The sequence below is a fragment of the Streptacidiphilus sp. ASG 303 genome, from assembly GCF_020991365.1.
Lineage (GTDB): Bacteria > Actinomycetota > Actinomycetes > Streptomycetales > Streptomycetaceae > Peterkaempfera.
Map to the genome: position 1 here is coordinate 39047 of NZ_JAJLRA010000021.1, position 19583 is coordinate 58629.

19 protein-coding genes are annotated in these 19583 nt (G+C 77.5%); 5 read left to right on the forward strand and 14 right to left on the reverse strand.

The features are described from left to right. Positions 1–52: 52 nt before the first annotated feature. The 11 genes from hypF to LO771_RS22265 all read right to left on the reverse strand — a co-directional run bounded on the left by hypF (position 53) and on the right by LO771_RS22265 (position 11109). Positions 53–2410: a carbamoyltransferase HypF gene (gene hypF, locus LO771_RS22220; protein ID WP_308188973.1), complete on the reverse strand. Its 2358-nt coding sequence runs from the start codon at positions 2408–2410 to the stop codon at positions 53–55. Beyond that, positions 2407–3237: a hydrogenase nickel incorporation protein HypB gene (gene hypB, locus LO771_RS22225; protein ID WP_230745343.1), complete on the reverse strand. Its 831-nt coding sequence runs from the start codon at positions 3235–3237 to the stop codon at positions 2407–2409. The genes hypF and hypB overlap by 4 nt, the downstream gene beginning before the upstream one ends. Positions 3238–3243: 6 nt before the next feature. Then, positions 3244–3636, reverse strand: a complete 393-nt coding sequence (locus LO771_RS22230; protein WP_230745345.1) for a hydrogenase maturation nickel metallochaperone HypA — start codon at positions 3634–3636, stop codon at positions 3244–3246. Between the two features lie 124 nt (positions 3637–3760). Then, a complete protein-coding gene (locus tag LO771_RS31700) occupies positions 3761–3874 on the reverse strand; it encodes a hypothetical protein (protein WP_374228216.1) in 114 nt (37 codons plus the stop codon). A gap of 91 nt (positions 3875–3965) precedes the next feature. After that, a complete protein-coding gene (locus LO771_RS22235; RefSeq protein WP_230745347.1) occupies positions 3966–4496 on the reverse strand; it encodes a hydrogenase maturation protease in 531 nt (176 codons plus the stop codon). After that, positions 4493–5992, reverse strand: a complete 1500-nt coding sequence (locus LO771_RS22240) for a hypothetical protein (RefSeq protein WP_230745506.1) — start codon at positions 5990–5992, stop codon at positions 4493–4495. The genes LO771_RS22235 and LO771_RS22240 overlap by 4 nt, the downstream gene beginning before the upstream one ends. A 41-nt stretch (positions 5993–6033) precedes the next feature. Next, complete coding sequence (locus LO771_RS22245; protein WP_230745349.1) at positions 6034–6777, reverse strand: DUF6084 family protein; 744 nt, start codon at positions 6775–6777, stop codon at positions 6034–6036. After that, positions 6774–7460, reverse strand: a complete 687-nt coding sequence (locus LO771_RS22250) for a DUF5947 family protein (RefSeq protein WP_374228219.1) — start codon at positions 7458–7460, stop codon at positions 6774–6776. The genes LO771_RS22245 and LO771_RS22250 overlap by 4 nt, the downstream gene beginning before the upstream one ends. 68 nt (positions 7461–7528) lie before the next feature. Next, positions 7529–8044: a hypothetical protein gene (locus tag LO771_RS22255; RefSeq protein WP_230745355.1), complete on the reverse strand. Its 516-nt coding sequence runs from the start codon at positions 8042–8044 to the stop codon at positions 7529–7531. After that, complete coding sequence (locus tag LO771_RS22260; RefSeq protein ID WP_230745357.1) at positions 8041–9834, reverse strand: nickel-dependent hydrogenase large subunit; 1794 nt, start codon at positions 9832–9834, stop codon at positions 8041–8043. The genes LO771_RS22255 and LO771_RS22260 overlap by 4 nt, the downstream gene beginning before the upstream one ends. 195 nt (positions 9835–10029) lie before the next feature. Continuing rightward, the gene (locus LO771_RS22265; RefSeq protein ID WP_230745359.1) at positions 10030–11109 is read right to left on the reverse strand and encodes a hydrogenase expression protein HypE; all 1080 of its coding nucleotides are present in this window, start codon (positions 11107–11109) and stop codon (positions 10030–10032) included. A 329-nt stretch (positions 11110–11438) separates the two neighbouring features. Between LO771_RS22265 and LO771_RS22270 the strand changes: the two genes are divergently transcribed. Next, positions 11439–12236, forward strand: coding sequence for an N-acetylmuramoyl-L-alanine amidase (locus tag LO771_RS22270; RefSeq protein WP_230745367.1), 798 nt, complete (start codon positions 11439–11441; stop codon positions 12234–12236). A 263-nt stretch (positions 12237–12499) separates the two neighbouring features. Here the strand turns inward: LO771_RS22270 and LO771_RS22275 are convergent, their stop codons facing one another. Continuing rightward, a complete protein-coding gene (locus LO771_RS22275; protein WP_230745376.1) occupies positions 12500–13024 on the reverse strand; it encodes a MarR family winged helix-turn-helix transcriptional regulator in 525 nt (174 codons plus the stop codon). 102 nt (positions 13025–13126) lie between these two features. Between LO771_RS22275 and LO771_RS22280 the strand changes: the two genes are divergently transcribed. The 4 genes from LO771_RS22280 to LO771_RS22295 all read left to right on the forward strand — a co-directional run bounded on the left by LO771_RS22280 (position 13127) and on the right by LO771_RS22295 (position 16849). Then, positions 13127–14431 carry a PP2C family protein-serine/threonine phosphatase gene (locus tag LO771_RS22280; RefSeq protein WP_230745378.1) on the forward strand — a complete coding sequence of 435 codons (1305 nt, stop codon included), beginning with the start codon at positions 13127–13129 and terminating at the stop codon, positions 14429–14431. A gap of 262 nt (positions 14432–14693) precedes the next feature. Further along, complete coding sequence (locus LO771_RS22285; protein WP_230745380.1) at positions 14694–15272, forward strand: hypothetical protein; 579 nt, start codon at positions 14694–14696, stop codon at positions 15270–15272. 240 nt (positions 15273–15512) lie between these two features. Continuing rightward, the gene (locus LO771_RS22290; protein WP_230745382.1) at positions 15513–16097 is read left to right on the forward strand and encodes a sigma-70 family RNA polymerase sigma factor; all 585 of its coding nucleotides are present in this window, start codon (positions 15513–15515) and stop codon (positions 16095–16097) included. After that, a complete protein-coding gene (locus LO771_RS22295; protein WP_230745384.1) occupies positions 16094–16849 on the forward strand; it encodes an anti-sigma factor domain-containing protein in 756 nt (251 codons plus the stop codon). Before LO771_RS22290 ends, LO771_RS22295 begins: the two co-directional genes overlap by 4 nt. Before the next feature lie 402 nt (positions 16850–17251). Here the strand turns inward: LO771_RS22295 and LO771_RS22300 are convergent, their stop codons facing one another. Both LO771_RS22300 and LO771_RS22305 read right to left on the reverse strand, forming a co-directional pair. Further along, positions 17252–18058, reverse strand: coding sequence for a DUF1295 domain-containing protein (locus LO771_RS22300; RefSeq protein WP_230745386.1), 807 nt, complete (start codon positions 18056–18058; stop codon positions 17252–17254). Next, the gene (locus tag LO771_RS22305; RefSeq protein WP_230745401.1) at positions 18055–19479 is read right to left on the reverse strand and encodes a cyclopropane-fatty-acyl-phospholipid synthase family protein; all 1425 of its coding nucleotides are present in this window, start codon (positions 19477–19479) and stop codon (positions 18055–18057) included. The genes LO771_RS22300 and LO771_RS22305 overlap by 4 nt, the downstream gene beginning before the upstream one ends. Positions 19480–19583 lie beyond the last annotated feature (104 nt).

The window sequence follows — 19583 nt, forward strand, 5'->3', positions numbered from 1 at the left end:
GCCGGGCCGCCCGGCCGTCCGGGGCCCCCGGGAGACCCGGGGCCCCGGCCGGTCAGGCCGTGCGCGCGGCGACGACCAGCTGGCCCAGGGCCAGCCCCCCGTCGCCCGGCGGGACCAGGCGGTGCCGCAGCACCGTGAAACCGTCGCGGCGCAGGCCCCGCGCGCAGTCGGCGGCCAGCAGCGCGTTGGCGAGGACACCCCCGCTCAGCGCCACCGTGTCCAGCCCGTGCCGGGCGCGGGCCTCGGCGCAGACCCGCCGGACCAGGCCCGCCACGGCGGCGTGGAAGCGCACCGCGACCACCCCCGCCGGCGCGCCGCGCCGCAGGTCGGAGACGGCGGCCGCCAGCACGGGCGCCGGGTCCGCGGCCAGCGGCCGCCCCGGGCCCGGCGCCCGCAGCGCGAAGCGGTACCCCGGCCCGGCCGGGCCGCCCCAGGCCGCCGCGGCGGCCTCCAGCTCCAGGGCGGCCTGCGCCTCGTACCCGGCCCGGTGGCACACCCCGGCCAGCGAGGAGACCGCGTCGAAGAGGCGGCCCATGCTGGAGGTCGGCACGCAGCCGGTGCCGCGCTCCAGCTGCCGCGCCAGCACCGGCCGCTCCTCCTCCGGGCAGGCGGCGGTGCACGGCAGGTCGGCCGCCCAGGGCAGGCCCGCCGCCCGCAGGTGAGCCAGCGCCATCCGGTACGGGCGGCGCACCGCCGCGTCGCCGCCCGGCAGCGGCACGTACGCCAGGTGCGCGAACCGCCGGAAGCCCACGTAGTCGGCCAGCAGGAACTCGCCGCCCCACACCGCGCCGTCGTCGCCGTGGCCGGTGCCGTCGAAGGCGACGCCGATCACCGGGCGGGCGCCGTCCAGGCCGTTCTCCGCCATGCAGGCCGCGACGTGCGCGTGGTGGTGCTGCACCAGCCGCAGCGGCCGGCCCGCCGCCCGCTCGCGCGCCCAACGCGCCGAGCGGTAGCCGGGGTGCCGGTCGGCGGCCAGCAGGCCGGGGGAGACGCCGGTCAGGGCCTCCAGGTGCCGCTCGGCGGCACCGAAGGCGGTCAGGGCCGCCAGGCCGTCCATGTCGCCGACGTGCGCCGACAGCCAGGCGCGGCGCCCCTCGCCGAGGCAGAACGCGTTCTTCAGGTCCCCGCCCACCGCGAGTGCGGGCGCCACCGGTACCGGCAGCGCCACCGGCAGCGGCGCGTACCCGCGCGAGCGGCGCACCGGTAGCGCCTCGCCGTCCACCACCCGCACCACCGAGTCGTCGCAGGGCACCGCGATCGGCCGGTCGTGGACCAGCCAGGCGTCGGCGATCCCCGCCAGCCGCTCCAGCGCCTCGTCGTCGCCGGTGGCGATGGGCTCCCCGGCGCGGTTGCCGCTCGTCATGACGAGCAGCCGGGGGCCGGGCGGGTCGCCGGGCAGGCCCAGCAGCAGGTGGTGCAGCGGCGTGTACGGCAGCACCACCCCCAGGTCGGCGCTGCCGGGCGCGACGGCGTCCGCCACCGGGGGCGCGTCGGCGGGGAGGGCGGCGCCGGTGCGGCGGCGCAGCAGCACGATCGGGCGGGCGGCGCCGCTCAGCAGGGCGCGCTCGGCGGGTCCGACGCGGACCAGCCGCTCCACGTCGGCCAGGTCACGGGCCATCAGGGCGAACGGCTTGTCCCCGCGCGCCTTGCGGCGGCGCAGCAGGGCCACGGCCGCCCCGTCGCCGGCGTCGCAGGCCAGGTGGTAGCCGCCCACGCCCTTGACCGCCACCACCGCGCCCCGCGCCAGCAGGCGCCGGGCCTGCGCCACCGGGTCCGCCCCGGGCACCGCGCCCGGGCCCACCAGCCGCAGCCGGGGGCCGCAGTCGGGGCAGGCGACCGGCTGCGCGTGGAAGCGGCGGTCGGACGGGTCGCGGTACTCGTGCGCGCAGCGCGGGCACATCGGGAAGCCGGCCATGGTCGTCGCCGCCCGGTCGTACGGCAGGCCGGTGACGACGGTGAAGCGGGGCCCGCAGTGCGTGCAGACGGCGAAGGGGTGCCGGTGGCGCCGGTCCGCCGGATCGCGCACCTCGGCCAGGCAGGCGTCGCAGACGGCCGTGTCGGCCGGGACGAGGGTGCGGGCGGCGCCCCCGCCGCGGGAGGCGGCGACGGCGAAGCCGGCGGCGCCCGTCGGGGGCAGCTCCTCGTGGACGACGGACTCCACGGCGGCCAGCGGCGGCGCCTCCGCGCCGATCCGGGCGCAGAAGGCGGCGACGGCCTCCGGCGGGCCCTCCACCTCGGCGACGACGCCCTCGGCGGTGTTGGCGACGTGGCCCGACAGTCCCAGTCCGACGGCCAGCGCGTGTGCGAACGGCCGGAAGCCGACACCCTGCACCACCCCGCGCACGGTCACCCGCCGCCGCTCGGCCGCGGCGGGTGCGACGGCGGGGGCGGCTCCCCCGGCCCCCGTCACGGCCGGGTGCGGGCGGGGTCGTCGCGGACGGCGGAGCCGTGGTGGTCGCCCTGGTCGTGCCCGCGCCCGCGGTCGTGGCCGTGTTCGTGGTCGCCGCCGTGCCCGTGGCCGGTCCCGTGCCCGTGCGCCCCGCCCACCGCCAGGCGGGCCATCACCGGCCGGTGCGCCGGGACGCCCCGCTGCACCGCGACCGCCCGGTCCAGCAGCAGCCCGACCCCCTCGCCGCGTCGTACGGAGGTGAACACCACCTCCACCCCCGGGTTGACCTGCTGCACCGCCGCCAGGAACGCCTCCCGGTCGAAGCCGGCCGGACCGGCGAGGTCCGCCTTGGTGACCACCACCAGCTGGGCGAGCCCGAACGCCGTCGGGTACTTCAGCGGCTTGTCCTCGCCCTCGGTCACCGACGCCAGGACCACCCGCAGCGACTCGCCCAGGTCGTAGGAGGCCGGGCAGACCAGGTTGCCGACGTTCTCCACGAACAGCAGCCGCACGCCGTCCGGCAGCCACCCGTCCAGGTGGCGGCCGAGCATGCCCGCCTCCAGGTGGCACAGCCCGTCGGTGAGCACCTGCTTCACGGGCGCGCCGGACCGCGCCAGCCGCCGCGCGTCGTTCTCCGTGGCCAGGTCCGCGGTGAGGGCCGCGACCGGCACCCCGCGCTCGCGCGCGCGGGTCAGCTCGGCCTCCAGCAGCGCCGTCTTGCCGCTGCCGGGACTGGAGAGCAGGTTGACGACGGCGGTCCCGCGCGCGGCCAGGGCGGCGCGCAGCCGCTGCGCGCCGCGGTCGTTCTCGGCGAGCACGGCCTGCTGGAGTTCGGCGACACGGCACACGGGGGATCAGCCCTCCTCGGGGACGGTGGGACGGGCCGGGCGGTCGGCCCAGTGCACGGCGGCGATCTGCAGCTCCCGCCCGGACAGCAGCTCCGCTGCGCCGCCGCCGCACCGCGGGCAGCCGAGCCGCGGCGGCATGCCGGTGTCCCACTCCCCGCCGCAGGGGCCGCAGCGGGCCCGGCCGGGCACGGCCTCGGTGCGCAGCTCGGCGCCCTCCAGGACGGTGCCCTCGCAGGCGAGCGAGAAGCAGAAGTGCAGGGAGTCGGGGACCACCCCGGCGAGTTCGCCGACCCGCAGGTGCACGCGCTCCACGGCGCGGCCGTCCGCCTCCGGCCCCCCGGCCCGCGCCGCCTCCTCGACCTGCCCCACCACGGCCAGCGCGATCGACATCTCGTGCACGGGGGATCGGCCTCTCTGCGGTGGGCGGCCCGACCGGTCCATTACAGGCCGGACCCGCGGGGGGCCCGTCCCGCCACGCCGCCGCCGGGCGGCGGCGTCCGCCGTTCGGGCCCGGGGCGGCGGCTCACATCGCACGCATCCTCAGGTAGCGCCTCAGGTCCGGCAGGTTGACGGCGACGACGGCCGCGACGGCGGCGACGGCCGCCAGGGCGGCCACGGCGACGGTGGGCTTCCGCATGGTGCTCTGCTCCTCGGTCTCGTCCGGTACGGAGGTCCCGTCCGGTGGTGTCCCGCCGCGGCCGGACCGCGGTCCGGCCGCCCGCGGGCCGTCAGCCGGCGGCGGGCGCCGGCCGGCGCAGCTCGTCCCGCACGACCCGCAGGACGAGGCGGACGGCCTCGTCCACGGCCGCGGCGACGGGTGCGCTCAGGCCGATGCCCTCCTCCAGGCAGGCGGGTTCGCACCCCACGACGAGCACCCGGCGCGGCCTGCCGCAGCCGGTGCCCGCGCTGAGGGTGTCCAGCAGCGACAGGACGGCGTCCGGGGTCATCCGGTGGCCGTCCAGGACCGCGCCCGGGGGCCCGGCCGCGCCCTCGGCGGAGGCGTCGACGAGGCGGAGGGTGCCCGGGGGGCCGCCCCGCGCGAGGGCGTCCACCAGGACCGCCGTCCGGCAGCCGTCGAGCAGCCGGTACGCCAGGTGGACGCCGCGCACCCCGGTGTCGACGACCTCGACGCCCTCCGGCAGCCGCTGCGCGGCCAGCCGCCGGACCACCTCCACGCCGAAGCCGTCGTCGCCGAGGAAGACGTTGCCGATGCCCGCGACCAGGACCTCCCCGGCCGCGCCGGTGCCGTCGGTGCTCACGCGTCCTCCAGGGGGGCCACCTCGTCGGGCCGGAAGTACAGGAAGCGGCCCTGCATGCGGCGGAGCTCCGCCCCCGGGTCGCCGTCGACCGTGACCGCCAGGTGCACGCCGCCGTCCACGTCGTGCACCACGGCCTCGACCAGGGCGCCCCGGCCGTGCAGGAAGAGGTCCTGGGCGTCGGTGCGCCGCCGCCCGGGGCGGATCACCACGCGGCTGCCCGCGGCCACCGCCACGCCGTCGACCAGCACCCGGTCGCGGGACGGGTCCACGGAGCGGTCGGCCGCCGGGTCCCACCACGGCACGCCGGGCGGGGGCCCGGGGGCACCCGGGGGGCCGTCCGGCGCGGGCGGCGACGGCTGCCGGGGCCCGGTGGCCTCCCGCAGCGCCCGCACCGCGCCGTGCAGCCGGTCCAGCACCTCGGGCGGCAGCGAGTCGGCCAGGTCGACGGCGGCCGCCGCCCGGTCGTCGGTGCCGCGCGCCTCCCGCTTCTCCTGCTCGGTGAGGGCGGCGGTGCGCAGCGCCAGGATCTCGTCGATCTCGGTCGCGTCGTACAGCGCCCCGGGGCTCTCCGGGGCGATCCGCGGGTGGTCCTCCAGGACGATGGGGGAGGCCAGCACCACGTCGGCGGTGCCCCCGGTGCCCGCCAGGACCGGCCAGGCGTGCTCGTTGCGGCACTCGGCGACGGCCGCCCGCGCCCACTCCGGGGGGTCCGTCGGCGAGACGAAGGAGCCCGCCGTCAGGCCCAGCACCAGGTGGGCGGAGACCAGGGAGCGGGTCAGCGCCTCCTCCCGGCCGCCGTCCGCGGTGTTCCGGCCCCCGTCCTCCGCGCCGCCGTACCCGCGGCCGTACCCGCCGCGGTCCACGCCGTCCCCGTCACCGGTCCAGTCGGAGGTGTTCTCCACCGACGCGGTGACCCGGAGCACCCGGCAGGGGCCGGGCACCTCCACCGCGCCCAGCCGCAGCACGCCGTCCACGCGCTCGCGCCGCCGCAGCAGCCGCCCGGCCACGGCGCCGGAGGCGTCCCGGACGGTCTCCGCCTCCTCGCCGGCCTCCCGGCGGAACGGCAGGACGGCGCCCTCCTCGCAGAGCCCGGCGACGTCCACCCGCACCTCGACCCGCTCCTCCACGCCCTCGTCCCAGGGCACCAGCACCCGGTCCGGCAGCTCCAGCGCGTCCGTGTCCTCGAAGCCGCCGCCGGGCAGCGCCCGCTGGACGGTGCGGCGCCGGGCGTGCAGGAACCGCAGCTCGGCGTGGAGGACCGCGCCGCGCCGCGGCTCCGCGAGGACCTCGGTGCGCAGCGCGGAGTGCTCGCCCGAGTCCGTGCCCCCGGCCCAGGCCGGGGGGACGAGCACCCCGAACTGCCAGCGCAGCCGGTTCTTCGCCGCCGAGGCGCGGTAGGGATAGAGGACGTAGCCCTCCAGGAGCACGGCGTCGGCCACCGCGCGGGCGGCGGCGAAGCAGGGAGCGGGGGCCCCGGTCCGGCCCGGCGCGGTCACGGCGCCGGCTCCGGGCCCGGCGGGCGGCAGGTCGGCGGTGGTCACGGTGCGGTCCCCTCGGCGGCTGCGGCGACGGTGGCGGTGGCGGGCGGTGCGGCGGGCGGTGCGGCCGATGCGGTCGCCGGTGCCGCCGCGGGTGCGGCGGCGGGCCGGTCCGGCCCGTCGGCCGCGTCGAGCAGGGCCCCGACGGCGGCCTCCCAGGACGGGAGGGCCCGCCGGGAGCGGTAGGCGAGCAGGGCGTCCAGGGCGGCCCGGGGGAGCCGGATCCAGCCGCAGTCGGGGAAGTGCAGGTCGACGGCCTCGCGCCACACCCCGGACGGCATCCGGCAGACCGCCTCCCGGTCCCACGGCACGGGGTGCACCCGGAAGCCCCCGGGACCGCTGAAGGCCGTGCCGGAGAAGAGGAGCAGCAGCGGCGCCTCGCCGTCCTCCAGGGCGGCGAAGTACCGGGCGGACGCCACGTCCATGTCGTACGTGCAGGGCACCGGCAGGTCCACCTCGGTCTCGCCGGTGAACCCTGGCACCACCACCGACACCTGCGCGAAGTGCAGCGGCCGCAGGGTCTCGCCCCACCGCTCCCGGCCGCCGAACAGGTCGTGCAGCCGGTCGGCCTCGGCGGGGGAGTAGCGGCGGCGGGCCGGTTCGATGCGGATCTGGCAGCGCAGGGCGAGGGCGTGCACCCGCTCCCCGCCGGTGGCGGTGACGCGCAGCCGGAAGACCAGGGTGGGCCCGGCCGCGTACCGGTCGGCGTGCACGCCGGTGCAGGCGAAGTCCAGTGCGGTCACGGCCGCCCGCCCTCCCGCCCCGCCGGGGCGCTCTCCCGTGCCGCCCCGTTCCGCCCTGCCGCCCCGTCCTCCCGTGCCGCCCCGTCCTGCCGCGTCACGGCGACGGCGCGCTCCGCCAGCCGGCCGAAGTACGCGTCGAGCTCCGCGCGGGCCTCGGCGCCGCCGTCGAAGCCCCGCCAGTGCAGGCGCATCCGGCCCACCAGCCCGTACGCGTCGTCGACCGGCACCAGGTAGCAGTCGCCGCGGTCGCCGGTGCGGCGGACCAGCAGCGCCTCCACGTCGGGCTGGAGCAGCCCGGCCAGCGGCGAGGAGCCGAGGACGGCCTCCCACGCCTCCGGGTCCGGCTCGCCCTCGGTGGCCCCGGCGGGGCTGGGATAACAGGCCACCAGACGGCCCAGCGCGGAGTTGCGGAAGAAGAACGCCACCGCGACCGGGACGCCCAGCGCCTCCCAGGCGGCCGCGTCGAGCCGGATTCCTGGGTCGGCGAGCCGGCGGTCGGGCACGGTGCGGAACCGGCCGCCCCCGGCCCCCGGCCGGTCGAAGAGCAGCGCGCAGGCCGTGCAGGCGCACGCCAGGGCGCGCCGCTCGGTGTCGGCCAGGTGCCGGTGGTCCTCCGCCAGGCGGCCGCCGCACAGCTCGCACCGCGGCGGTCCCGACGGCCGCGGCGCGGTGAGGCGGCGCAGCACGCCCAGCCCGGCGCCCGGCCCCGCGCCCCGCCGGACGGCCGGGGGGCCGGGGGTGCGGTGCCCCGTCACGGCGCACCCGCCGGGCGGCTGCCGATCTGCAGCAGGGCGGGCTGCCGGCCGGCGGGCCGCAGCTCCACCGCGGCCACCTCGGGCGCGAAGCACGCGAGCGCCTCCTCGATCCGCTGCCGGGTCGCCTCGGCGGTGCTCGGGCAGCCGCAGCCGCCGCCCTCGCGCGGGGCCAGCCGCAGCACGCCCTCCGCCTCGTCCAGCGACTCGACCTCGACCGCCGTCGCGGCGCGGGCCGCGCGCAGTGCCCGGCCGACGCGGGCGGCGGTGTCCTCGGGGTGCAGGTCGTGCAGGACCAGCAGGGCGGAGACCAGGTCGTCCTCGAGCAGCGCGGGCGGCAGGGCGCCGTCCGGTCCGGAGAGGAGCGCCACGGCGCGGGCCAGGCCCGCGCCGTAGAACCCGGTCAGGGCGCGGACGAGGTCCTCCCCGGCGGCGGCCGCCGCCGGGCCGCCGTCCGCGGCGAGCCGGTCCAGGGCCTCCTCGACGCGCCGCCCGGCCGCCTCGGCGGCGCTCATCCGGCCATTCCGCTCAGCCCGGTGGGCACGTGGAGCTTCTCCACGGTCCGGCCGCCGCCGACGTACATGTGCACGCCGCACGGCAGGCAGGGGTCGAAGCTGCGCACGGCCCGCATGATGTCGATGCCCTTGAAGTCCTCCGGGGGGTTCTCCTCGAAGATCGGCGTGTTCTGCACCGCGTCCTCGTAGGGGCCGGGGGTGCCGTAGGTGTCGCGGACGCTGGCGTTCCACGGCGTCGGCGGGTACGGGTGGTAGTTGGCGATCCTCCCGTCGCGGATCACCATGTGGTGCGAGAGGACGCCGCGCACGGCCTCGGTGAAGCCGCAGCCGACGGCCTCGTCCGGCACCTCGAACCTCTCCCAGGTCTGCGTGCGGCCCGCCCGGACCTCCTCCAGCCCCTTCTCGGCGAAGTGCAGCGCCATCGCGGCCGCGTACGCCTGGAAGTAGGTGCGGGCCCGGTTGCGCTCCAGGGCGTTGCTCCAGCGCGGGATCCTCCACTCGAAGGTCGTCTCCGGCTTGGTCATGGTCCGCGGCAGGTTGATGACGACGCTGCTGCCGGTGGCCTTCACGTACCCGGTGTCGACCAGCCCGGACAGGGCGGTGGACCAGAGCCGGGCGATGGGGCCGCCGCCGGTGTCCAGCGCCAGGTGGTCCTTGCCGTCGAACCAGCGCGGCGACATCACCCAGCTGTACTTCCCGTCGAAGTCGCGCTTCTGCGGCTGGGGGATGGTGTGCTGGTTCCACGGGTGGCGCGGGTCGACCGGGTTGCCCAGCGGGTCGTGGGTGACGAACAGCTCCTGGCCCTCCCAGTCCTGGTAGTAGGAGCTGCCGAGCAGGATGCGGATGCCGAGGTTGATCTCGGTGAGGTCGTTGGTGACGAGCTTCCCGTCGACGACCACGCCCGGGGTGACGAACATCCTCCGTCCCCAGTCGGACATGTTCCGGTACGTGAAGTCGCAGTGCTCCGGGTCGTTGAGCGAGCCCCAGCAGCCGAGCAGGATCCGGCGGCGGCCGACCTCCTCGTAGCCGGGCAGCGCCTCGTAGAAGAAGTCGAAGAGGTCGTCGTGGAGCGGCACGACGCGCTTCATGAACTCCACGTACCGCATCAGCCGGCTGAGGTAGTCCGTGAAGAGCTGCACGGACGCCACCGTGCCGACGCCGCCGGGGTAGAGCGTGGAGGGGTGCACGTGGCGGCCCTCCATCAGGCAGAACATCTCCCGCGTGTACCGGCTGACCTGCAGCGCCTCGCGGTAGAACGCGCCCTCCAGGGGATTGAGCGACCGCATGACGTCCGCGATGGTGCGGTACCCGTGCTCGGCGGCGTGTGGGGCCTCGGTGCGCTCGGCCAGCTCCAGGACGCCGGGGTTGGTCTCCCGGACCATGCGCTCGCAGTAGTCGACCCCCACCAGGTTCTCCTGGTAGATGTTGTGGTCGAACATGTACTCGGCCGACTCGCCCAGGTTGATGATCCACTCGCCGAGGTGCGGCGGCTTCACCCCGTAGGCCATGTTCTGCGCGTACACCGAGCAGGTGGCGTGGTTGTCCCCGCAGATGCCGCAGATGCGGCTGGTGATGAAGTGCGCGTCGCGGGGGTCCTTGCCGCGCATGAAGACGCTGTAGCCGCGGAAGATCGACGAGGTGCTCCAGCACTCGGCGACCCGCTTCTGCTTGAAGTCGATCTTCGTGTGGATGCCGAGGCTGCCCACGATCCGGGTGATGGGGTCCCAGGACATCTCGGTGAGGCCGTCGGCGCCCGCGTGCGGCGTCGTCTGCCGCGTCGTCTGAGTCATGTCTGCTGTTCGTCCTTCGTCGAGCGGGCTTCCACTGGGCTGGTCGGTGCCGGGCCGGCCGGCGCCGGGCGGATCGGCGCGGCGTGGCCGGTGCCGGCGGTGGTCGGCGTCGTCGGCGGCCGGTGCCGGCGGGGTGGTGCCGGCGGGGCGGGCCCGCCGGTCCCGAACCGGCGGGCCGTCAGGTGCGGCGGAGCGTCACCAGGGCGGCCGGTAGCCGGTGGTGAGCCGGTGGCCGGTCCGCCGCCACCTGGGCTCCTTGTCCACGGTGTCGAGCGTGATCCCGCGCAGCCGGCGGACCGCCGCCCCGTACGCGCCGCTCAGGGCGCTGGAGACCTTGGCCCCGGGCGGCTCGTCCATGAAGGGCATGAACTTGTCGGGGAAGCCCGGCATGGTGCAGGCGATGCAGATGCCGCCCACGTTGGGGCACCCGCCGATGCCGTCCATCCAGCCGCGCTTGGGCACGTTGCACTTCACCACCGGCCCCCAGCAGCCCAGCTTCACCAGGCAGGTGGGGGAGTCGTACGCGTCGGCGAACTGCCCCTGCTCGTAGTAGCTGCCGCGGTCGCAGCCCTCGTGGACGGTGGCGCCGAAGAGCCAGGTCGGGCGCAGCTTGTCGTCCAGCGGGATCATCGGGGCGGACCCGGCGGCCTGGTACAGCAGGTAGGTGAGCGTCTCGGCGAAGTTGTCCGGCTGGACCGGGCAGCCCGGCACGCAGACGATCGGGATGCCCGCCCGGGACCTCCAGTTCCAGCCCAGGTGGTCGGGGACGCCCATGGCTCCGGTGGGGTTGCCCTCCATGGCGTGGATGCCGCCGTAGGTGGCGCAGGTGCCGATGGCGACCACGGCCAGCGCCCTGGGCGCCAGGCGGTCGAGCCACGCGCTGCTGGTGATGGGCTGCCCGGTCTCCGGGTCGTCGCCGAAGCCGCTCCAGTACCCCTCGGACTTGATCTCCTCGTTGGGGATGGACCCCTCGACGACCAGCACGAACGGGTCGATCTCACCGCGCTCGGCCTTGAAGAACCACTCGATGAAGGTGTCCGCGCCCCCCACCGGGCCGGACTCGAAGTCGATCAGCGGCCAGTGGACGGCGACCGGCGGCAGCCCGGGCAGGGCGCGCAGCGCGATCTCCTCGATGCTGGGCTGGGTCGCCGCCGTCAGCGACACCGAGTCGCCGTCGCAGCTCAGGCCCGCGTTCATCCAGAGGATGTGGATCGGGGCCTCCTCGCCGGAGGCCGCGGGGGCCGGGGCCGGCGGGGTCGAAGGTGCTGCATCCATGCGGATGCCTCCTCGGGGAGGGGAGCGCCGGAAGGCGTGCACCGGCGCTTTCCCACCCTTGTTACCCCGGCGCCGGGGGAGCGGCAGGTCGAGGGCGCCCGATCCGGTGACGCGCCCCCCGAACGGCCCGTCCGCGCCTCCGCGGCGCCGGGCCGGCCGGGCCTCCCCCCGAACGGACCGGGGGGCGCGCGCGTCGTTCCGTGCACGGACCACCGCTTCCGCGCGCCGGGCCCGCCGCCTCGTCGGCGGGCCGTGGCGGGGAACGATCTCCGTGTGCCGGGCCGCGGGCCCGGCTCCCCCCGTCGAGCACCACGCGAAGGGACCGAGCCATGGTCCGCATGCCCGGAGCGCAGTGGCGCCCCGTCGTCAACGTCCATCCCGACGGCGTCCGCGAGCGCCGCGGCCTCGTCCTGCACGTCCAGGACGACACCGGGAGCCCGTACGGCTGGTTCGACAACCCCGCGTCGCAGGCCAGCAGCGACTTCTGGGTGCGCCGCGACGGCCACGTCGAGCAGTACTGCGACACCGGCACCGACTACGCCTGGGCCCAGGGGGCGGGGAACCCGTACTACGCCTCGGTGGAGACCGAGGGCCACCCCGACACCGCCCTCACCGCCGCGCAGGTGGAGGCGGTGGCGCACATCTACGCCTGGGGCCACTCCGTCTTCGGCTGGCCGCTGGCCGTCGTGGACTCCACCACCGAGCACGGCTTCACCTACCACGGCGTCGGCGGCCGGGCCTGGGGCAACCACCCCGGCTGCCCCGGGGCGCTGCGCCGGGCGCAGCGCCCCGCGGTCATCGCCCGCGCGGCGGAGATCCTCGGCGGCGGCGCCGGGGGCGCCTCGGTGAGCCTGGCGCACGTCGTGGACGCGGCCCGGCGCGACCCGGCGGCCGGACAGGGGCACACCACGCACCGGGCCGAGGTCCTGGTGGTGGAGCGGGCGCTGCGGGCGGAGGGGCTGCTGGCGGCGGCCTGGGTGGACGGCAGCTTCGGCACCCGGACGGTGACGGCGTACGCCGCGCTCCAGCGCCGGTACGGCTACAGCGGCGCCGCCGCGGACGGCATCCCGGGCCGGGACAGCCTGACCCGGCTCGGCCGGGCGCACGGCTTCGAGGTCACCGCCTGAGGGCCGGGGCCGTGGCCCGGGGGCGGCGGCGCACCCTGCAGTCCGAGCGGGAGGGCCCCGCCGCGCTATTCGTGCCATAGGGCAACTAATTGCGAGAGTCCTGGCCCTGCTGTTCGGGAGTGACTCGCTTGGACCGTTGCCCTAGGTAAACTATAGCCTTCCCCCATGTTCACAGCTGGTCAGGAAGCGAGGCGGCACGGGGCCCCACAGGGCGCCCGACGCCTCCTGGTGCGCGCGGCGCACCGCGCGCCCCTCGGTGGCGCTCAGGCGGGTTCCCGGTCCGCCACGGCCCGGTCGGTGCCGGCGGCGGGCTCCGGGACGGGGACGCCCTCCGCCACCCGGTGGAACTCCTCCAACCCCACCAGCAGCGACGCCCGCGCGGACGGCGGCATGCCGGCCAGGGTGGCGCGCAGGTCCTCGCGCCGCAGCTCCCGCAGCTCCGCCAGCAGTTCGGCGCCCTCCCGGGTCAGGTGCAGGATCACCTGCCGGCGGTCCGACTCCCCGGCGTCCCGGTCGATCAGCCCCGCCGCCTGCAGCCGGTCGCAGAGCCGGCTCGTCACCGAGGCCGCGGTGCCCAGCTCCTCCGCGAGCCTGCGCAGGTGGATGCCGCGGTGCCGGTCGATGGCGATGAGTGCGCGCATCTGCGACGTCGAGACCGTGGTGCCCAGGGCCTCGTGCGCCCTGCCCCACAGCACCACCAGGGACTCGACCGCGGCCAGCATGGCGGCGGCCACCTCGTCCGGCGACGTCAGGTGGGCGGTCCGTGAGCCGGGGCGCAGGTACGTCATGCGGGAACACTCCTCCCAACTCCGAGCTTTGCACAACAGTGTGCCTCACCCGTCCGACCGCTCCGCGGCAACCGCCCCAGCGCGCTCCGCCCGGGAGGGGCGATGACCGTCCACAACCGGGTCTGCACCGCCCGGCGCGCGCTGCAGGACGCGGCGCCCGACGTCCTGGCGGGCGCCCTCGACGGCGTACTGGCGGAGCACTACCAGGCCGCCGGGAGCCGCCTGCTGCTCGTCGACCACAGCATGTCACTCCTCTGCCCCGTACGGTCCGGCGACCCCCGCGCCCCGTACGGCGGCACCCTCCTCGGCGGCCCCGCCGCGGGCGGCCCCGCCGGCCGGGGACTCCGGGCCGAGGACGCGCCCCCGCCCGAGGAGGCCGGGTCCCGCGGCGTGCCGGAGGGGGCCCAGCCGGTCAACGACTCGCCGGCCGGCCGCGTCTTCTCCTCCCAGCGGCCGGAGGTCCTCCGGGACCCCGCCGCCGGCCCCGCGGCGCACACCGTGCTGCTGCCGGTCACCGTCCGCGGCGACCGGCAGGGGGTCCTGGAGGTGCGCCTGCCCCGGCTCCCCGGCGCCGCCGACCTCGCCGACCTCGCCGAGACCGCGACCGCCCTCGGCCACGCCCTGGTCGTGGCCGACCGGGACACCGACCGCTACCTGCGGACCCGCCGCCGCAGGCGGCTCACCCTCGCCGCCGAGATGCAGTGGCAGCTCCTGCCCCCGCGCTCCTGCGAACGCCCCGAGTTCAGCCTCGGCGCCCACCTGGAGCCCGCCTACGGCGTCCACGGCGACCACTACGACTGGACGGCGGAGGCCGACCGGCTCGTCGTCGCGGTCACCAACGGCATGGACCGCGGCGAGCGCGCCGCCTCCCTCACCGGCCTGGCCGTCGGGGCCCTGCGCAACGCCCGCCGGCTGGGCCCCCGCGTCCCCATCGCCCACCAGGCCAGCCTCGCCGACCAGGCGATCTTCGGCATGCACGGCGGCAAGAGCCACGTCTCCACGCTGCTCATCCAGTTCGACCTGGCGACGGGCCGGGTGACGGCGGTGGACGCCGGCTCGCCCCGGCTGCTGCGGCTGCGCGACGGCCGGGTGGAGGTCCTGGAGCTGGAGGCGCAGCTGCCCCTCGGCATGTTCGAGGAGACGCCCTACATCTCCCAGGAGCTGCCGGTGCTCCCCGGTGACCGGCTCGTGGTCGTGAGCGACGGCGTGCACGGCGCGCGCTCCCCCCGCGGGGAGGTCTTCGGCGACCGGGTGCTCCTCAACACCATCAGCGGCAGCCGGATGGCGCCGCCGGTCGAGGCCGCCCGGCTGATCGTCCGCGAGGTCGCCGCGCACGAGGCGGCCGAGCCCGCCCGCGGCCCGGCCGACGACGCCGTCGTCCTCGTCGTCGACTGGCGCGGCCGCTGAGGGGCCTCCGGGCGGAGCGGCCCGCCCGGGGCGCCGGGCCCGGGCGGCAGGAGCCGGAGGGACGGCAGGAGCCGGAGGGACGGCAGGAGGCAGCGGGACGGCAGAACGGCGGAGGGCGGGCGGCGGGCGGCCCGGGAGCGGGGTGCCGGTCACCCGAAGGACGCTGCCGCGTCGCGGCGGCGTCCGCCCGGTGCGAGGTTGGGGCCGAGTCGTGCACCCGCCGGGCGCACCCCCGCGCCGGCCCGTCCCGGGAGGACATCCGATGCCCCGATCCCGCCGCCTGCCCGCCCTCGTCGCGGCGCCGCTCCTCGCGGCGCTGCTCCTCGTGTCGGGCTGCTCCAGCTCCGGCTCGTCGTCGTCGGGCAGCAGCCCCGGGGCCACCTCCGCGGCCAACCCCGCCTCCCCCTCGCCGACCGGCAGCCAGGAGAAGGTGAAGCTGGCCAAGGCCAAGTTCGTCGCCAACGCGGGCCTGGCCGCCGGCGCCACCTACCAGTGGCTGTACAAGCCCTACAAGGCCGGGAAGTTCAAGAAGGGCGCCGACGGCCGTAAGCTCGCCCTGGTCAAGGCCGGCCTGGCCGGCGCCTTCACCTACAACCGGCTGAAGGCGGCGATCAACGACGCCAAGGGCGACCCCCTGCTGTCCAAGGCCGTCGCCCCGCTCACCGCGGGGGTGGAGAAACTCAAGCAGACCGCCGCGAACATCCGCAACGGCAGCGACCCGGAGGGCGGCGCCGGCCAGTTCCAGGGAGTCATCGACAGTTTCAAGCAGGCCGGCCAGTCCGCCGGGGCGACCGTCACCGACCAGGTGCCGTCGACCGGCCAGCTCACCTCGGGCGGCTGACCCGGGGATCCGCGGGCGGCCAATCCGCAGGCGGACCGGCCCCGAATACAGGGGGAGCGGCGGGCCCGTGCCACGGCACGGCCACCGCGCCCCCTGCCCGCATCCGACCGGTCCGACGTCCCGGAGGGACAGCATGCCGCCCCACCGCCACCACCCCGCCCGGCGCCGCGCCGGCGGCCCGGCCCATCCGTCCGCCGCCCCCCGGCGCACCGCGCCCCGCCTCCGCGGGGAGGCCGCGCTGTGAGCGAGGTCGTGCACCTGGCCGGACCCAGCCGCAGGGGGCCTGGTCTGGAGGAGCTGGTCGGGCGGGTCTCCCGTGGGGACCAGCAGGCCTTCGAGCAGGTCTACGACGCGGTCGTGGGCCCCGTGCTCGGCCTGGTCCGGCGCATCCTGCGCGACCCGGCGCAGTCCGAGGAGGTCGCCCAGGAGGTCATGGTCGAGCTGTGGCGCACCGCCGCCCGCTACGACCGCGACAAGGGCACCGTGATGGCCTGGGTGATGACCCTCGCCCACCGCCGCGCCGTCGACCGGGTCCGCAGCGCGCAGGCCGCCGCCGACCGCGAGCAGAAGGCCGCGGCCCTCGGCCACTCCACCGCCTTCGACGAGGTCGCCGAGCAGGTGGAGTCCCGGCTGGAGCGCGAGCAGGTCCGACGCTGCCTGCGCGGCCTCACCCAGCTCCAGCGCGAGTCCGTCAACCTCGCCTACTACCGCGGCTGCACCTACCGGGAGGTCGCCGAACTCCTCGGGGTGCCGCTCGGAACCGTCAAGACCCGCCTGCGGGACGGCCTCATCCGCCTCCGCGACTGCCTGGGGGTGACCGCATGAACCACGCGCCCGACCTGCACACCCTGACCGGCGCCTACGCCGTGCACGCCCTCGACCCCGAGGAGCGCGCCCGCTTCGAGGAGCACCTCGCCGGGTGCGAGGCCTGCGCCCAGGAGGTCCGCGAGCTCGGCGCCGCCGCCGCCCGCCTCGGCGAGGCCGAGGCCGTCTCCCCGCCGCCGGACCTGCGCCGCCGGGTCCTCGCCGAGATCGCCACCGTGCGGCAGATGCCGCCGCAGGTCCCGCAGACCGGCCTCGACGAGCGGCCGTCCGGCGTCCTGCCGCGCCTCGCCCGGCAGTGGCCGCGCCTGGCGCTCGCCGCCTCCGTCGCCGGAGCCGCCGTGCTGGGCGGCCTCGCCTGGCAGTTCCACCAGGACGCGGACCGCGCCGACCGGCGGGCCGCGGTCGCCCGGCAGCAGCAGGACGACTTCGCCCGGCTGATGGCGGCCCCCGACGCCCGTACCGCCACCGCCCGCACCGGCGGGGCGTCCGCCGCCGTCGTCTGGTCGGCGGGGGCCAACCGCGCCGCCTTCCTCACCAGCGGCCTGCCCCACCTGCCCGAGGGCAAGGTGTACGAGCTCTGGTACAACGACGCCGGCACCATGCGGCCCGCCGGTCTGCTGCCGCCGGGCGGCGCCGCCCGGATGCTGGACGGCGCCGTCGACGGCGCCGCCGGGATCGGGGTGACCGTGGAGCCGTCCGGCGGCTCCGCCCGCCCGAGCGGCCAGCCGGTGCTCCTGCTCCCCTTCACCTGAGCCGACCGGCCCGACCCGCCCGGCCCGATCCGCCCGCTCCACCCGGCCGCCCCCGGTTCCCCCCGGGGGCGGCCGACGCGTGTCCGGGGCGGCGCCCCCGGAGGCCCGGCACCCTCCCGGCGGCCCGCCCGCCCGCTGGTACGGGCCCCGCGCCCCGACCAGCCACGGACCAGGGCGGCCCGCCCGCCCGCGCGCGCCCGGGCACGGGCGGGCCGCCGCTGCCGGGGCCGTCCGGCGGGCCGCCGCCCCGGACGGGCGCAGGCGCGCGCGGGTCCGGCCGGTGCGTCCGTCCCGCCGTTCCGGACCGGCCCCCGGACACGCGTCGGCCCCCGCCGCGGTGGCGGGGGCCGACGGTCCGGAACGGCCCGGAACGGTCCGGGAACCGGCGGTGCGCGGCGCGGGTCAGGCGCGGCGCGGCGGCAGGGGGAAGAAGCCGCTGGTCCGGGCGACGTACTCGGCGTAGCCGGGCTTCGTCGCGTGCATCTGCTTCTCCAGCATCGGCTTGCCGCTGCCGTTGACCAGCAGGTACGTCATCACCAGCACCGAGGGCAGGGTGGCCCACCCCGCCGGCGCGTCCGCCGCGAGCAGGAACAGGCCCCACCACACGCACGCGTCGCCGAAGTAGTTGGGGTGCCGGGTGAACCGCCACAGGCCGCGGTCCATGACCTGGCCGCGGTTGGCCGGGTCGGACCGGAAGCGGGTGAGCTGCCAGTCGCCCACCGCCTCGAAGAACACCCCGACCGCCCAGACCGCCGTGCCGGTCCAGGCGAGGACGCCCGGCGGGTGCGGCACGTAGCAGGCGAACTGCACGGGCAGCGAGACGAACCAGACCAGCAGCGCCTGGAGCCCGTAGACCATCCGCAGGGCGTACGCGGTGCGCCGCTCCGGCGGCGCCTTGGAGAGCAGCTTCTCGTACCGGGGGTCCTCGCCGTGGCCGCGCGAGCGGGCCGCGATGTGCCCCGACAGCCGGAGCCCCCAGACCAGGACGAGCACCAGGGCCAGGAGCCGCCGCCCGTCGTCGCCGTGCCCGGCGGACAGCGCGTACGAGACGCCCGCCACCGCGCAGAAGCCCAGGCCCCAGGCGATGTCCACCACCCGGTGCAGGCCCTTGCGGACACCGAACGCGGCGGCGCCCAGCAGCACCACGAGCGCGGCCCCGGCCGACGCGGCGACGTTCACGGCGAACGCGCCGCCGTCGACCCCGCTCACGCGGCGCCCTCCCCGGTGCCGCTGCCCGTGCCGGTGCCCTTGCCGCTCCCGCTCCCGCTGCCGGCCCCGGCCTCGGTCCCGGAGCCCCGCCCGCCGCCGTACGCGGCGCCGTGCCAGCCGCCCGGCGTCGCCGGGAAGGTGCTGGTGCCGTCCGCGGCCGGCCGCACCGCGAGGATCTGGTCCACGCCCATCCGCCGCTCGGCGAACGCCAGCGCCCCGCCGACCAGGTAGAGCCGCCACACCCGGCAGGTCTCCTCGCCGACCAGCGCCGCGAACTCCGCCCAGCGCTCCTCCAGGGTGCGCCGCCAGGCGTCCACGGTGAGCACGTAGTGCTCCCGCATCGCGTGGACCTCGCGGACCTCCAGCCCGGCGTCCTCCAGCAGCGCCACCGTGTCGCCCACCGGCCGCATGTGCATGTCGGGGGCGATGTACGTCTCGATGAACGCGCCGCCCCCCGGCGCCCGCGACCCGCGCGACATCTGCTGCACCAGCAGCCGCCCCCCGGGCCGCAGCAGCCCGCCGAGCTGCCGGGCGAACGCCGGGTACTGCGCGTCGCCGACGTGCTCGCCCATCTCGATGGTGGACACCGCGTCGTAGGGGCCGTCGGAGACGTCCCGGTAGTCCTGCAGCCGCACCTCGACCCGGTCGGCGAGCCCCAGGTCCGCGACGCGCTTGGACACGTACGCGTGCTGCTGCGCCGACAGCGTCACGCCCGTCGCCCGCACCCCGTACTCCGAGGCGGCGTGCACGACGAGCGCGCCCCAGCCGCAGCCGACGTCCAGCAGGCGCATGCCCTCGTGCAGGCCGAGCTTGCGGCAGACCAGGTCGAGCTTGTCGCGCTGGGCGTCCTCCAGCCCGTAGCCGGGGCCCTCCTCCTGCGTCCAGTAGCCGCAGGAGTACGCCATGTGCCGGTCCAGCAGCAGCGCGTAGAAGTCGTTGGACAGGTCGTAGTGGTGGCTGATGGCCGCCCGGTCGCGGGCCTTGCTGTGCAGGGCGCCGGTCAGGCCCGCCCGGCCGGAGGGGGAGGCCGGGCGGGGGCCGACCGCGCCGAGGCGCAGCGCCGTGCCCGCCGCCCGGGCCAGCTCGCGGGGGCCGAGGCGCGGCGGCCCCGCGACCCCCCGCTCGCGCGCCGCCCGCCAGACCCGGCTCAGGCCCTCGCCGAGGTCGCCGTCGACGTCCAGCTCGCCGGTGATGTACGCCTCGGCGATGCCCAGCTCGCCCGGGTACCACAGCAGCCGCCGCAGGGCGCGGCGGGAGCGCAGCACGACGGCGGGGGCGTCCGCCGGGCCGGCCTCGCTGCCGTCCCAGGCCCGGATGCGGATCGGGAGTGCGCCGCCGAGGAGCTCCTCCAGCAGCGGGGCCAGCCGCCCCGCCGCCCCGGTGGCGGTGCGGGCGGCGGACGGCGGTCGGGTGGACGTCACGGTGTGTTCCCCTCTCTGGTGGGGCGCGCCCGGCCGGTCCTGTCCGGCCGTCCGCGCCCCGTCTGCCTCGTCCGGACCGCGCGGGTCCGGGCCGTGCGTGTCCT